The sequence below is a fragment of the Actinoplanes sp. G11-F43 genome (assembly GCF_050589265.1).
Lineage (GTDB): Bacteria > Actinomycetota > Actinomycetes > Mycobacteriales > Micromonosporaceae > Actinoplanes.
In genome coordinates, this window is sequence record NZ_JBNZCE010000021.1 from 1 (window position 1) to 13,304 (window position 13,304).

Sequence of the window (13,304 nt, forward strand, 5' to 3'; positions counted from 1 at the left end):
ACGGCCCGGGCCGTAGCCCCAGGTTCCACGAATAGCCCGATCTTGGGGCTGGAAGTCTGACCGGTGATACAGCCGTGAGCCGACGGCTCTCTTGAGAACGAGGCGATCCGATAATCGGTGCGGGGTGCGGGGTGCGGGGTGCGGGGTGCGGGGTGCGGGGTGCGGGGTGCGGGGTGCGGGGTGCGGGGTGCGGGGTGCGGGGTGATTCACGTGAAACCTTGGCTTTTGGCCGCCAGCGCGCGTGCCGGCGAAGGGCTGTTTGGAATGGCCTGTCGGCCAGCGGATGGGCACGAAGCTCGGCGCTATTCCATGGGAGTGAGTGCTGGGCTCTGCCGGTATGGCGCTAATTCCAGTCACAGCTCGATGAGCAGTGGGTAGGTGGACTGGAGGGCTGAGCGGTCTTTCAATTAGCGAACGCGGGCGTTTCGGGCTGGGGAAGCGACATGGCCTCGTCCGGCGCCTAGGGCCACCGGAGGCCGGCGTTCTTCGGAGGGGCTGGCGTCGGTCACAGCTCGATCTGTTTTGGAGCTGGGCGATGATCTTCGCCGCGTGTTATGAGGATCTCAGGGTGTAGGGCGCGGCGGATTGAAGGAGCCGTGGCTGGACCAAGCACTCTGCCTCGCGGTGAGAGCGAGAGCTGACTTCCGAGTGGCCTACGACCCCAGCGATCTGAGATGCCTGTTCTGAGAAGGCCTCCACGGGAGTGGTAGCCGCGGGGAGGATCGTCATTGGGGCCGATCATGGCGAGCTGGTCGCTGCCTACGGTCTTGTCCGACTGGCGGCGAAGAGTGGGAACTGGCGCTGGCCGTTGGCTATCCACTAGCGATTCGCTGCGGGAACGATCATTACTTGGCCGTTCGTTCGCGCCCGGAATTCACGTGATGCGGCTGGTCCGGAGAGATACAACCGCGGCCTCGCGTGCGGGTGGCTCGGCGAGCAAAACGGACGGGCTGGGCGGCTGCGACAGGCCGACCGAAAGCGATGGGTGAGTCGGCGTGATGACGGTTGGACATGGCGGTGGTTGGACCTAGGGGGCGGTCGGACGTCGCGATCGGACGTCGCGGTCGGACGTGGCCGGGCGGTCGGACGGGACGGGCGGATGAATGCGACAGGCGGGCTGTGTGTGAGGAGGGGCGGATGCGATAGCAGGTGGCGGCTGAGCCGTGGTCCAAGGCGAGGTGCCTGTGCGTGGCGGAGATGAAGGTGGGGGCCTGGGCGTGAGAGAGCATCGACATGATGGCGCGGGTGTGGTTGAGGGCAGTGCCGTGGGAGCCGGCAGTTGCCGAGACTCCCGATGGGCGACCGCGAGCGATCTGTGAACGGGAAGGCTGCGAACCGTTTGAGGAGAAGGGAGAGCGGTCTTCAGGCGGTGGACTACGGGCGGAGGGCGGCCTTCGGCCCGTGAGTTGGGACGGTGACATGGCAGCTGAAGGGGAGATCGAATGACGCGCAACGAGGACGAACAGGCAGCGCGCGGATGAGTAGAGGAGAGCCGGCCGGAGATTTGGGGAGCTGCAGTTTGGTCGGACGTGGCTGAGGCCGGTCTTAAGGCGCTGGGGCAGTGAGACGGGACGGCCGGCGAAGCCCGGCGACGGGGAACGGAGCTTCGAATTGGCCGGCGGCTGGAGCGGTCCGTGGGTGGACGGCAGGCACCCCGATGCGACGGGACATCGGCTGGGATGTCAGACCGGTGGCAGCGATCGCTCAGGCCCGCAGCCGTCATGGACTCCGATTGCCGGGACCAGATGGCGATTGCCGGGATCACATGGCTGAGGGCGGCGGGGTCGGCCGGGATACCGGGACATCGGAGCGCAGGCTTCTAGGAGCGGTGAAGGGTGGCGAAATCAGCGAGCGCCGGCGATCCAGAAAGGGCGTGGCCGGCGGTAGGGATGTACCGACGCCACGATAGATCGGGGCGGTGGGTGCCACCTCGAGGTGGACCGAGGGAGCCGGGGTACTGGGGAGGCAGGCGACCGAAATCTCGTGATGGGGGGTCGAGCTGGACAGACCAGATCTGACCCCGTGATGAAGGCTTTCGGCGGGACCGATGTGGCGTACTGGGACAGCGGTGTAGACCTGGACCTGAGCGGAACTCGGGTTGTCGGGCTGTTTCACGTGGAGCGGATCGAGGTCGGGAAGTGAAGTGCATTCCCGTTACGGCTGGGCTGCCGGTCTGAGCCCGGATGCATGCCCGTGGATCGTGTGGGCCGGCTCGGCGCCGCGAACGTGGCTGTGGACAACTTTCGAGACATGCGCGAACCCCACTATCCACAACCTGTGTGTTGCACCTGTTGATGGAGGGGCTGCCGGTGTTTCACGTGAAACGACGCCGATGTTGTGGGCTTCGTCCACTGCTCTATCCACAGGGTGTGCAAGCGTTCTACGTCGAGTTTCACGTGAAACACGGGAGCCTGTGGATAACTTCTGTGGATAACTTGGGGATGGGCGTGTGGATGACGGGAAGCTGATGGCCGTCGAAGTGCGGGGAGTCCCTCTGTCGTGCGAAGTCGTGGGAAATTGACCCGGGACAGGTCGTCCTGGGCTGGGCTAAGGTCACGTCGTGTCTGAGAACACCACCCCCCTGCCTGACTTCACACGATGGCCGTCCTTTCCCTTCGAAGGCGATATGCGGGTCAAGAAACTCGCTCCACCGGTCGACGTCGAACCACCCCGCAGCGGTGAAGACGGCTCTGATTGTGTGGCGTGCGGGACCCCCGACGACGCGTACATCTGGGTCAGTGAGCGGTGGCGTGTCCGCGCGATGGACCGGCCGACCGGCCTTCCCATGGTTCTGATCCTGGAATGTCGTTCGCACCTCGACCTCGGCGACCTGCCCAACCTGCTGGCCGCCGAGCTCGGCGTGATGACGGTTCGCCTGGAGCGCGCGATCCGCTCGCTCGACGGCGTCGCGCGGGTCCACGTGAACCGGTGGGGCGACGGAAGCGCGCACCTACACATGTGGTTCCTGGCTCGGCCCTACGGCAGGCTTCAGCTACGAGGTACGTTCCTCTCGCTCTGGGACGACATCCTGCCGGTCGTACCCGAATCACAGTGGCGGGAGAACCTCGCTCTTGTGGCCGCGTGGCTCGCCGACTTCGGTGGACAGGCCAACGCCGAGCCGGCCCACATTGCCTGGGAGTCGTCCGGCACGCTGAACGTCCCGACCACGGAAACCGACGACTCCCGCCGCCCGGCCACACTCGGCGACGTCGAGTAGGGAGACCGGCCGCGGTTTGATGGGAGGGTCGAATGGGGAGACCGGACGCGGTCCGGTGGGAGGGTCGAGTGGGGAGACCGGACGCGGTCCGGTGGGAGGACTGCCCGGCGGGCCACGACCAAACTCCATTCGACGGCGGCGGCCGGACGACCGAACAGACAGGCCGTCGGTCACTGGTCGAACAGGCAAGCCGGTGGACAGTGGGCGGGCGGAGGAACGGGTCGGTAGGCCGCAACCAGACGGAGGGTCGGCAGGCAGCGACCGAGCAGGCCAGCGGGCCGCAACCAGACGGAAGGTCGGCAGGCAGCGACCGAGCAGGCCAGCGGGCCGCAACCAGACGGAAGGTCGGCAGACAGCGACCGAACAGGCAGACCAACGGGCAGCGGTCCGGAGGGTGAGCCGGTAAACAGCGGTGGGCGGGCGAGTCGGCAAACAAGCGGTCCGACAGGCGAGTCGCAGGAAGCGATCGGACAAGGCCAGCCGGTGGACAGCGGTCAGACAAGACAGGCTGGCGACGGCGGCGGCCCGATGGAAAGCCGGCAGGCAGCGCACCGGCAGACACAACTAGCCGGTGGACACAGCGAACCGGCAGACAACGAACCGGTGGAAAAGGCCGACGGACAGCGACCGGGCTGAAAAGTCGACGCATGGAAGGAGCCGCCGGCAGACAAGCCGGAGTCGGTTCCACGTGAAACAGGCGATCGGTCAGGGCTGCGGCCGACATTGAAGCGGCGCACACAAGGGAACCGGCAGGGGATAAGGATCAGGCCCGGCGAGGGATTCGCCGGGCCTGAGATGTATATGAGGGGGATCAGAGGTCGATGACGGGGAGCAGAGGTAGACGATGGGGACGAGAGGTAGACGATGGGGACGAGAGGTAGACGACGGGGAGGAGAAGTAGATGACGGGGACGAGGTAGACGAGGGCGAGCTTGTAGATAGCGAGATCAAGCTGTAGGTGACGAGAACAAGACGTGGATGACGGGACGAGATAGGCGGGGCGACGAGACGTAGGTGACGAACCCCAGATGTGGGTCGAACCCGAGATTCAAGGGACGACCTGAGAGAGGGTGCCCTGAAGAGCCGCCAGCTCAGCGGCGCCGCCGAGCCACCGCCCGCTCCACCAACGCGCCCATCACGGCCCCCAGATCCACCCCGGCCGCCTGGACCGCCAACGGCAGCAACGACGTCTCGGTCATCCCCGGCGACACGTTGCAGCCGAGCACGTGCGGCTCCCCGTCCTCAGTCACGATCACGTCGATCCGGGACAGATCCCTGAGACCGAGCGCCTTGTACGCAGCCAGAGCCATCTCCGACACCCGGGTCGCGACCGAGGCCGACAGCCGAGCCGGCACATGCCACGTGGTGAGTCCGGCGGTATAGCGGGCGGCATAGTCGTAAACCCCATCCCGCGGGACGATCTCCACGATCGGCAGGGTCTCCGGCCCGGTGCCCAGATCGATGATCGAGACGGCGACGACGGTGCCGGTCACGTACTGCTCGACGAGGGCCGTCGAGTCGTACGCGAAGCAACCGACCATGGCCGCCGGCAGGTCCGCGGCGTCCCGCACGACCGCGGCCCCCAGACCGGATCCGCCCTGGGCGGGTTTGACCATGAGGGGCAGGCCGAGCCGGGACACGATCCGGTCGAGGACGGCGACCGCGCCGAGTTCGGAGAACCGGTCGTGCGGGAGCGCCACCCAGTCGGGTGTGGGGATGCCTGCTTCCCGCAGCATCGACTTGGCGGACGGCTTGTCCCAGGCGAGCCGGGCGGTCCGGGCGTCGGCGCCGACGTAGGGCACTCCGCACAGGTCGAGCACCCCGCGCAGCGATCCGTCCTCGCCGGTGGCGCCGTGCAGCGCGATCACCACGGCGTCCGGCGGGTCGGCCTGCAGCGAGGGGAGCAGGGACACGTCGGCGTCGTGGAGGTCGGCGGTCAGGCCGGTGGATCGGAGGGCGTCGAGTACGCGCCGCCCGGATCGCAGCGACACGTCCCGCTCGTAGGACAGCCCGCCGGCCAGGACCAGAACTCGCACTTCGTCACGCGTACCCATGGCAGTGATCATGCCAAGTCGGGACCGGGAGCGTCCGCGGCGGCCGAGCCACGGCGGCTGCGGTGTCCGGGCTGCAGAGCGGAACCGAAGACGGCACGCATGGCCAGCTCCTGCTCCATCACGCCGGACAGCCGCCGGACGCCCTCACGCAGCCGCTCGGGCGAGGAGAAGCTGAAGTTGAGCCGCATGTTGGACCGCCCGGTGCCGTCGGCGTAGAACCCGGTGCCGGGCACGTAGGCGACCCGGGCGGCGATGGCCCGCGGCATCATCGCCTTGGAGTCGAGGCCGTCGGGCAGGGTGGCCCAGACGAAGAGCCCACCGGACGGCCGGGTCCAGGTGGTGCCGGCCGGCATCAGGTCGTCGAGGGCTTCCAGGAGTGCGTCGCGGCGTTCCCGGTAGATCTCCCGGTACACCTTGATCTGCTGCTGCCACGGCATGGTCGACAGGTACCGGGTGACGGCGCCCTGGGCGAACGCGCTGGGGCAGAGCACGTTGGCCTCACTCATCATCACCAGCTTCTCGCGGACCGCGTGCGGGGCCAGGATCCAGCCGACCCGCAGCCCGGGCGCGAACGTCTTGGAGAAGGTGGAGCAGTAGAAGACGCCTTCCCGCCGGCGGGCCCGCAGCGGCAGCGGTGCGTCGCCTTCGAAGGACAACATGCCGTACGGGTCGTCCTCGATGACGAGGAGCCCGGCCCGCTCGCAGATGTCGAGGATCTGCTCGCGACGGTCCTCCGACAGGGTGACTCCGGCCGGGTTCTGGAAGGTGGGGATGGTGTAGAGGAATTTGGCGCGGCCGCCGGTCCGGGCGATCGCTTCCTCGAGTGCTGCCGGGATCAGGCCGTCGGCGTCCATCGCCACGTGCCGCACCTGTGCCTGGGCGGCCTGGAACACACCGAGTGCGCCGACGTAGGTCGGCCCCTCGGCGAGCACCACGTCGCCCGGGTCCAGGAACAGCCTGGCGAGCAGGTCGAGGGCCTGCTGGCCGCCGACGGTGACCACCACGTCGTCGGGGGAGGCGTTGACGATGCCCGAGTGGGTCATCACCTCGCAGATGCGTTCGCGCAGCTCGACGGTGCCTTGGCCGATGCCGTACTGGAGGCTGGTGGCGCCCTGCTGCGCGGCCAGGTCGCCGAGCATCTCACCGACGGCGTCGAGGGGGAGGGCGGCGATGTAAGGGGAGCCACCGGCGAGGGAGACCACTTCGGGGCGGCTGGCGACGGCGAACAGGGCCCGGATCTCCGACGTGGTCATCCCGCGGACACGCCGGGCGTACCGATCGGTGTAGTCGTCCTGTGTCGTACCGGTCATGCGATTCACCTTCCAGAGAGGCCGAAACCCGGACTGAAACGATCCTAGTCCGGTCCCGTTCATGGGGGTCCCGACGTAAGATTCGGGGGTTCCGGTTCCGAGCTGCAAGGTGGTCCCGCATGTCGCGACGCCTGGTCAATCTGACCCTCGACACTCTTGAGGATCTGCCCCGGCCGTGCCGGCAATGCGTCTACTGGGAGCTGGATCCGGTCTCCGCGGAGCGGGCGTGCGCCACCGGCGATCCCGGTCTGGAGAAGGAGGCGTGGGTCTCGCAGACCCTGCTGGAGTGGGGTTCGTGCGGCAAGCTCGCCTACGTCGACGGCATGCCGGCCGGGTTTGTGATGTTCGCGCCGCCCGCCTACGTGCCGCGGTCGATGGCCTTCCCGACCTCGCCGGTGAGTGCCGACGCCGCCCTGCTGACCATCGCGAAGGTGGTGCCCGCGTTCGCCGGTGGCGGCCTGGGCCGGATGCTGGTGCAGGGGGTGGCCCGGGATCTGACCAAGCGGGGCGTGAAAGCGATCGAGGCGTTCGGGGACGCCAAACCGGATGAGACCGATGAGACGTCGGCCTGTCTGGCGCCTGTCGACTTCTATCTGTCGGTGGGGTTCAAGACGGTCCGCCCGCATCCCCGGTATCCGCGGTTGCGGCTGGAGCTGCGGACGGCCCTGTCCTGGAAGTCCGACGTCGAGTACGCCTTGGAGAAACTGCTGGGCTCGATGAGCCCGGAGACCCTGCTGCGCCCGGTCCGCCCGGTGGCCGCGACGAGGTCAGCGGACAACTAGCCCTCGCACCAGGACCACCGATGGGAGCAGAAAGGCGGCTAGCTCTTGTCGGCCAGCGCGAGCCGCAGCTGGCGGACGTCGATCGAGCCGGTGGGGACGTCCCGCTCCACCGGGAAATACATCCGCTGCACCGCCGCCAGCAGAGCCTCGACCAGCTGCTCCCGCGACTGCGGATCGATCAGCCGCTCGCGGTCGGTCTTCGACGTCAAGTACCCGAGGTCGACCCGGACCGTGGGCATCCGGGTGAGACGCAGAAGATCCCAACCCTTCGCGTGGGTACGGCAGTCGTGCATCCCGGTCCGGACCACGATCTCCCGCTGCACCAGGTTGGCCAGCCGCTCGCCGACGGTGGAGCTCAGACCGTTGCCGGTGCCGTAGTGATAGGTCGCCACACCCTCGGCGGACGGGGAGTCGTGTCCGTCCAGGTGCAGGGAGATCAGCAGGTCGGCGCCGAGGGTGTTGGCCAGGGCGGCCCGCTCGGCGCCGGTCATCGGCGCGGCCGGGGACGGGCCACGGGTCAGGTGCACCCGCATGCCGGCCGCGGAGAGCCGGCCCTCCAGCCGGGACGCCAGGTCGAAGACCAGGTCGGCCTCGTTCCACCGGAGTGGGCCGTCGGGCACCACCACACCGGTGTCGTCACCGCCGCCGTGCCCGGGATCGATCACGATGGTCTTGCCGACCAGGTTGGGGCCGGACTGCCGGAACGCCTCGGCCTCGCGCAGCCACTGCGGGCGGCCACCGACCACCTTGCGGCCGAGCCGGCGCAGCGCCTTCATGGTCTGCGGGCCGCAGGAGCCGTCCGGGACGAGCCCGACCTCACGCTGGAACTGGGCGACCGCGCGGGCCGTCCGGGCGCCGTAGACGGAGTCGGGGCGACCGGCGTCGTAGCCCATCTCCAGCATCCGCTCCTGGAGCGCCCGCACGTCCTCGCCGACCAGAGCGTCGGGCACCGAGTGGAAGAGTGTCCGGGAGCCGAGCCGCCAGCGCGCCGCGTCGAGCGCACCCCACGTCTCGTCGCCGACCATGCCGTCGATGCCGAGACCGCGGCTCTGCTGAAAGGCCCGGACCGCGCCCTCGGTGGCCTCGTCGAAGACATCGGGGTCGGCGTCGGCGAGCAACTCCAGCCCGGCCAGGATCGACCTGATCTCAGAAACGGCCGGACCGGTGTCTCCGCGTCGGATGGACCGCACTCACGACTCCCTTGGCGAGAAAGGACACGACCTCCAGGAGAGTACGCCCCGCGACCCAGACGGGGCGCGGGGCGTTGGACTCTGAAGATCTAGAGCGACGACTCGATGAAGTTGACCAGGAAGCTCTTCGGCTTCGCACCGGCCACCGAGTTGACCCGCTCACCGTCCTTGAACATGGTCAGCAGCGGGACCGACATGACCCCGTACTTCAGGGCGATCTGCGGGTTCTCGTCGATGTTGACCTTGACGATCTCCAGCTTGTCGCCCATCTCCGCGGCGATCTCGGTGAGCAGCGGGTCGATCTTCTTGCACGGCACGCACCACTCGGCCCAGAAGTCGACAAGCACCGGCTTGTCCGACTTCAGCACGTCGGTCTCGAAGGTGGCTTCGGTGACCACCTTGGTTGCTCCCACAAGGACCTCCCGGGTCTTACAGCTCGACGAATGAAGCGATGAAGCGCTCGGCGTCCAGCGCGGCGGAACAGCCGGTGCCGGACGCGGTGATGGCCTGCCGGTACGTGTGGTCGACCAGGTCACCGGCGGCGAACACACCGGGCACGTTGGTCCGGGTGCTGGGCGCGTCGACCTTCACATAGCCCTCGTCGTCCAGCTCGACCTGGCCCTTGAACAGCTCGCTGCGCGGGTCGTGGCCGATCGCCACGAAGACGCCGGTGACGTCGAGGATCTTGGTCTCGCCCGAGTTCACGTCGCGCAGCCGCACGCCGGCGACCTTGCCGTCGGTGCCGAGGATCTCCTCGACCACGGTGTTCCACTCGACCTTGATCTTCGGGTTGTCCAGGGCCCGCTTCTGCATGACCTTGCTGGCCCGGAAGCTGTCCCGGCGGTGCACGATCGTCACGGTCTCGGCGAACCGGGTGAGGAAGGTGGCCTCCTCCATCGCCGAGTCGCCGCCGCCGACCACCACGATGTGCTGGTTGCGGAAGAAGAAGCCGTCACAGGTGGCACACGCGGACACGCCGTGGCCGAGCAGCTCCTGCTCGCCGGGGACCCCGATCGGGCGCCACGCGGAGCCGGTCGCCAGGATCACGGCGCGGGCGAAGAACTGCTTCTCGCCGACCCACACCGTCTTCAGGCCCTCGGTGCCCGGCTCGGTCGGCTTGTCACCCAGCTCGACGCGGGTGACGTCGTCGGTCAGGAACTCGGCGCCGAACTTCTCCGCCTGGGCCCGCATGTTGTCCATCAGCTCGGGACCCATGATCCCGTCGCGGTGCCCCGGGAAGTTCTCCACCTCGGTGGTGGTCATCAGGGCGCCACCGGACTGCACGCCCTCGATCACCAGAGGTTTGAGCTCGGCCCGGGCCGCGTACAACGCCGCGGTGTAGCCCGACGGTCCGGAACCGATGATGATCAGATTGCGGACCTCGTCCACTGCCGACTCCTCAGTCTGTTTTCCGCCGAACGAATAGGCCGGCGACACTGCACGCTAGAACGTCATGCTGGCATTCGCCATTCCCCCGGGCAGGCTGGTGTCCGACCTCACGCGGGGAGTCCGGTCAGCGTACCGGGAGTTTCTGGGCGGCGTCGGCGCCCGCACCTGGCGAGCCGCACTCCGGCCCCACCGCCCACACCCACTGGCCGTTGGCGGCGCTGAACCGCACGATCACCGCGGGTTTCCCGTCGAACCGGGCGTAGTCCACGGACTCGACCGACAGGGTGCCGCCGGCGTTCTCCGCGGTGATCGCCTCGATGCAGGCCAGCAGCGCGCCGGTGTCGTCCAGCCGGCCCAGCGTGGCGCTCTTCGGCGCCTCCGGCAACGACCCCGCCTGGTCCTCCCCGGTGGCCATCGTCGCGCTCATCGGGACGTCGGCCAGAGTGGCCGCGCTGTAGTCGATGCCGCTGCTGGTCACCGTGAACGGCAGGCCCACGCCGGTGGCCCGCTCGGCGGTCGCCGCGGCGCTGTCCGACGACGCCTGGTCGGCCAGTGGCTGGTTGGCCACCCACCAGGTGGCGCCGAAACCGGCGAACGCGATCACCGCGGCGGCCACGGCGAGCGGCGCGGCCCACCGTCGAGCCCGCCGCCGGGCCTCCAGATCAACGACATTGGTGGGTACGGCCGGGGCCGCCGCCGTCTCCGTCTCCGGCTCTCTCAGCAGGCCGTCCAGCCGGGCCGCCAGGTCGTCCGGCATCGGCTCCGGCTCGAACGCCGCCAGCGCCCCGCCGACCGCGGCCATCGCCGGCGCCAGGGCCTCGAACGCCGCCTGCCACGCCGGGTCCTCGGCGACCAGGGTGGCCACCCGCTCCTCGTCGGGGGTGCCGTCCAGAGCGCCACCGACGAAGTCGGCGAGCAGGTCGAGGTCGACCCCCTCGAACGCGACTCCCTCGAACTCGGCGCCGGTCACCGCGGCTCCCTCCGATCAGACCCGGTCGGCAGCGGATTCGCCGCCTCCGACCTGGATGTGACGGTCGCGCCGTCGTTTCGGTTCCCCCGCAGATATCCGAGGGTCATCGCCATCCGCGCGCGGCCCCGGGCGCACCGGCTCTTCACCGTGCCCTCCGCGACGCCGAGGATCTCCGCGGCCTCGGCCACCCCGTAACCCTGCACGTCGACCAGCACGATCGCGGCCCGCTGATCGACCGGCAGGGCGGCCAGCGCGTCCCGCACGACCAGAACGGTGTCCTGGTCGGGGGCGGGTGCGGCCGGCTCGGGGCCGGTGGGCAGGTCGTCGTCACGGGTGCCGTCCGGCAGCGGCACGGTCGGGTGGGCCTGCCGGCGGCGGATCCGGTCCAGGCAGGCATTCACCACGATCCGGTGCAGCCAGGTGGTGACCGCCGCGTCGCCGCGGAACTTGGCAGCGTTGCGATGCGCGTTCAGCAGCGCGTCCTGAACCGCGTCGGCGGCCTCCTCGCGGTCACCGATGGTCCGCAGGGCGACCGCCCAGAGCCGGTCCCGATGGCGGCGGACCAGCTCGGCGAACGCGTCCGGATCGCCCGTGACGTGGGCACGGACCAGCTCGACGTCGGTCGGCGTCGAGCCGGGTGGTCCGTCCCGGAGAGTCACGTCAGCAATCTAATGCACCGGAAGCGTGCTCGCGGGCTCAGTATCCAGACAACTCGATCTCGTTGACCGTGACCTTGTAGCCGCTGCCCTCTTCGCTCGGCGGCAGCTCGGTCAGGAAGACCAGCACGTACTGGTATTTCTGGGCCGGCTCGAAACCGGTGTAGATCCAGGTCGTGCCGGTGCTCTTCTCCGGCTTCTCGTCGGAGAGCGACTTGAACTGCTCGAGCAGCTTCTTGTCGCCGTTCGAGCTGTTGCCCGGGTCGGACGTGCCGGTCCGGACGTCCATCGTCACGCCGGGCGCCGACGTGGTCACCTGCACCTCGGACAGCGACCGCGGCTCACCCAGGTTGATCAGGATGCCCATGCCGTCCTTCGTGTTACCGAAGTTCGGGTAGTTGCGGAAGGTCTGGGTGGACCAGCCGGTCTCCATGTCGCCGTCGACGGTCAGTTTCGCCTCGTCGGCGTCGCTGCGGTCGCCGGGCGGCGCGTCGACCAGGCGCACCATGTCACCGGTGAGCTTGATCTTCTTGGGCTCCGGCAGCGGGGTGACCGCACCGTCGTCGTCACCGCCGTCGGTGGCCGGCGCGGTGACCGAGTCGTTCCCCCCGGCGGTGTTGTCGGTGTTGCCGGTGTTGTTGATCGCGCGGATGCCGAAGACCAGGCCGATCACCGCGATCACCACCAGCGCGGCGACACCGATCAAGATCTTCGGAGTGCTCTTGGCGGGCTCGCCGGACGACGCGTTGCCCTGCACGAAGCGCAGCGGGCCGACGTCCTCGAACTCCTCGTCCTCGGCGGCCGCGTCGAGCCGGCCCAGCTCCGCGGTCAGCGCGTCGGAGGCCGGTGCCGCGACCCGGCGGTCCAGCAGGTCCATGGTCAGGTCGTCGAGGTACGCCGGGACGCCGGCGCGCACCTGGCGCGGCGCGGCCGGGTTGCCGGCGCTGTCACGGGTCGCGTCGGTCAGCGCGGATCGGCCCACCTCGGCGTGCGGCCAGTGGCCGGTGAGCGAGAAGTAGAGGATGCCGCCGACCGCGCGAACGTCGCCCTCGACCGTGTCGGCCGAGTCGGCACGCGCGTCGGCCAGGACCACCCGGCCGTCGTCGGCGATCAGGACGCTGCCCGGGTGCACGTTGCCGTGCACCATGCCGGTGGCGTGCACCGCGGTGAGCGCGTCGGCCACCGAGTGCGCGATCGCGATCGCCCGCGCCGGGTCGAACGGACCCTCACCGGCGACCAGGTCACGCAGCGACTCGCCGTCGACCCACTCGCGGACCACGTAGGCCCGCTGCTCCTCGTCGATCGCGTCGTAGACGCCGACCAGGTTGGGGTGGATCACCCGGCTCGCGGCGACCGCGGCCTGGAGCATCTCGGTGGCGGAGTCCCCGCCCGGGTGCCGGAGGACGACGGCGACCGCGCGCCGGAGGATCACATCGATACCTCGCCACACCTGCCGGCCGGCACTGTCATTGTTGACGTGCTCTTCCAGCTGGTATCGCTCGGCCAGGACCTCACCGGCGGTGGGGGCACCGAAGGTCAAGACCGGTCCGCCCTCGTCGGCCGTGGTCTCGTGGCCTTCGCCGACCTGGGTCACCAGTCCTCCCTAGGGTGGTGCATTCCGGGGTGCCGCGCAGAGGTCCCGGCACATGGAACGATGCTCCCGCGTACATGACGACACCGACCATACCCGCACGGGGCCACGCTCCGGCAGGTCGTCCCCCCGGCGCGGCACCGGCG

Annotated in this window: 10 protein-coding genes; 2 read left to right on the top strand and 8 right to left on the bottom strand. The window is 69.1% G+C overall.

Annotated elements, in window-relative coordinates; all coding sequences use genetic code 11:
* The first annotated feature begins 2,626 nt into the window (after window positions 1-2,626).
* Window positions 2,627-3,217 (top strand): hypothetical protein, encoded by a 591-nt coding sequence (locus ACQ0O7_RS24800; RefSeq protein ID WP_430784747.1) that lies wholly within the window; start codon window positions 2,627-2,629, stop codon window positions 3,215-3,217.
* 1,090 nt (window positions 3,218-4,307) lie between these two features.
* On the opposite strand, the gene ACQ0O7_RS24805 is transcribed toward ACQ0O7_RS24800, so the two are convergent.
* Both ACQ0O7_RS24805 and ACQ0O7_RS24810 read right to left on the bottom strand, forming a co-directional pair.
* Window positions 4,308-5,270 carry a D-alanine--D-alanine ligase family protein gene (locus tag ACQ0O7_RS24805; RefSeq protein ID WP_430784749.1) on the bottom strand — a complete coding sequence of 321 codons (963 nt, stop codon included), beginning with the start codon at window positions 5,268-5,270 and terminating at the stop codon, window positions 4,308-4,310.
* Window positions 5,271-5,278: 8 nt separating this feature from the next.
* Window positions 5,279-6,580, bottom strand: a complete 1,302-nt coding sequence (locus ACQ0O7_RS24810) for a PLP-dependent aminotransferase family protein (RefSeq protein WP_430784751.1) — start codon at window positions 6,578-6,580, stop codon at window positions 5,279-5,281.
* 119 nt (window positions 6,581-6,699) lie between these two features.
* Here ACQ0O7_RS24810 and ACQ0O7_RS24815 point away from each other — a divergent pair, with 119 nt between their 5' ends.
* Window positions 6,700-7,362 carry a GNAT family N-acetyltransferase gene (locus ACQ0O7_RS24815; protein WP_430784753.1) on the top strand — a complete coding sequence of 221 codons (663 nt, stop codon included), beginning with the start codon at window positions 6,700-6,702 and terminating at the stop codon, window positions 7,360-7,362.
* Between the two features lie 38 nt (window positions 7,363-7,400).
* Here the strand turns inward: ACQ0O7_RS24815 and ACQ0O7_RS24820 are convergent, their stop codons facing one another.
* The 6 genes from ACQ0O7_RS24820 to ACQ0O7_RS24845 all read right to left on the bottom strand — a co-directional run bounded on the left by ACQ0O7_RS24820 (window position 7,401) and on the right by ACQ0O7_RS24845 (window position 13,161).
* Window positions 7,401-8,552 (bottom strand): N-acetylmuramoyl-L-alanine amidase, encoded by a 1,152-nt coding sequence (locus tag ACQ0O7_RS24820; RefSeq protein ID WP_430784755.1) that lies wholly within the window; start codon window positions 8,550-8,552, stop codon window positions 7,401-7,403.
* 89 nt (window positions 8,553-8,641) lie between these two features.
* Window positions 8,642-8,965: a thioredoxin gene (trxA, locus tag ACQ0O7_RS24825; RefSeq protein WP_430784757.1), complete on the bottom strand. Its 324-nt coding sequence runs from the start codon at window positions 8,963-8,965 to the stop codon at window positions 8,642-8,644.
* Between the two features lie 16 nt (window positions 8,966-8,981).
* Window positions 8,982-9,941, bottom strand: coding sequence for a thioredoxin-disulfide reductase (gene trxB / locus ACQ0O7_RS24830; protein WP_430784759.1), 960 nt, complete (start codon window positions 9,939-9,941; stop codon window positions 8,982-8,984).
* A gap of 124 nt (window positions 9,942-10,065) precedes the next feature.
* Window positions 10,066-10,911: a hypothetical protein gene (locus ACQ0O7_RS24835; RefSeq protein WP_430784761.1), complete on the bottom strand. Its 846-nt coding sequence runs from the start codon at window positions 10,909-10,911 to the stop codon at window positions 10,066-10,068.
* Window positions 10,908-11,570 carry an RNA polymerase sigma factor SigM gene (gene sigM, locus ACQ0O7_RS24840; protein WP_430784763.1) on the bottom strand — a complete coding sequence of 221 codons (663 nt, stop codon included), beginning with the start codon at window positions 11,568-11,570 and terminating at the stop codon, window positions 10,908-10,910. Before sigM ends, ACQ0O7_RS24835 begins: the two co-directional genes overlap by 4 nt.
* Before the next feature lie 37 nt (window positions 11,571-11,607).
* Complete coding sequence (locus ACQ0O7_RS24845) at window positions 11,608-13,161, bottom strand: protein kinase family protein (protein ID WP_430784765.1); 1,554 nt, start codon at window positions 13,159-13,161, stop codon at window positions 11,608-11,610.
* Window positions 13,162-13,304: the final 143 nt, after the last annotated feature.

What these genes read in the sequence shown, in the direction of transcription:
- ACQ0O7_RS24800 (WP_430784747.1), top strand. Translation starts at nt 2,627, where the DNA reads ATGCGGGTCAAGAAACTCGCTCCACCGGTCGACGTCGAACCACCCCGC.
- ACQ0O7_RS24805 (WP_430784749.1), bottom strand. Translation starts at nt 5,270, where the DNA reads ATGGGTACGCGTGACGAAGTGCGAGTTCTGGTCCTGGCCGGCGGGCTG.
- ACQ0O7_RS24810 (WP_430784751.1), bottom strand. Translation starts at nt 6,580, where the DNA reads ATGACCGGTACGACACAGGACGACTACACCGATCGGTACGCCCGGCGT.
- ACQ0O7_RS24815 (WP_430784753.1), top strand. Translation starts at nt 6,700, where the DNA reads ATGTCGCGACGCCTGGTCAATCTGACCCTCGACACTCTTGAGGATCTG.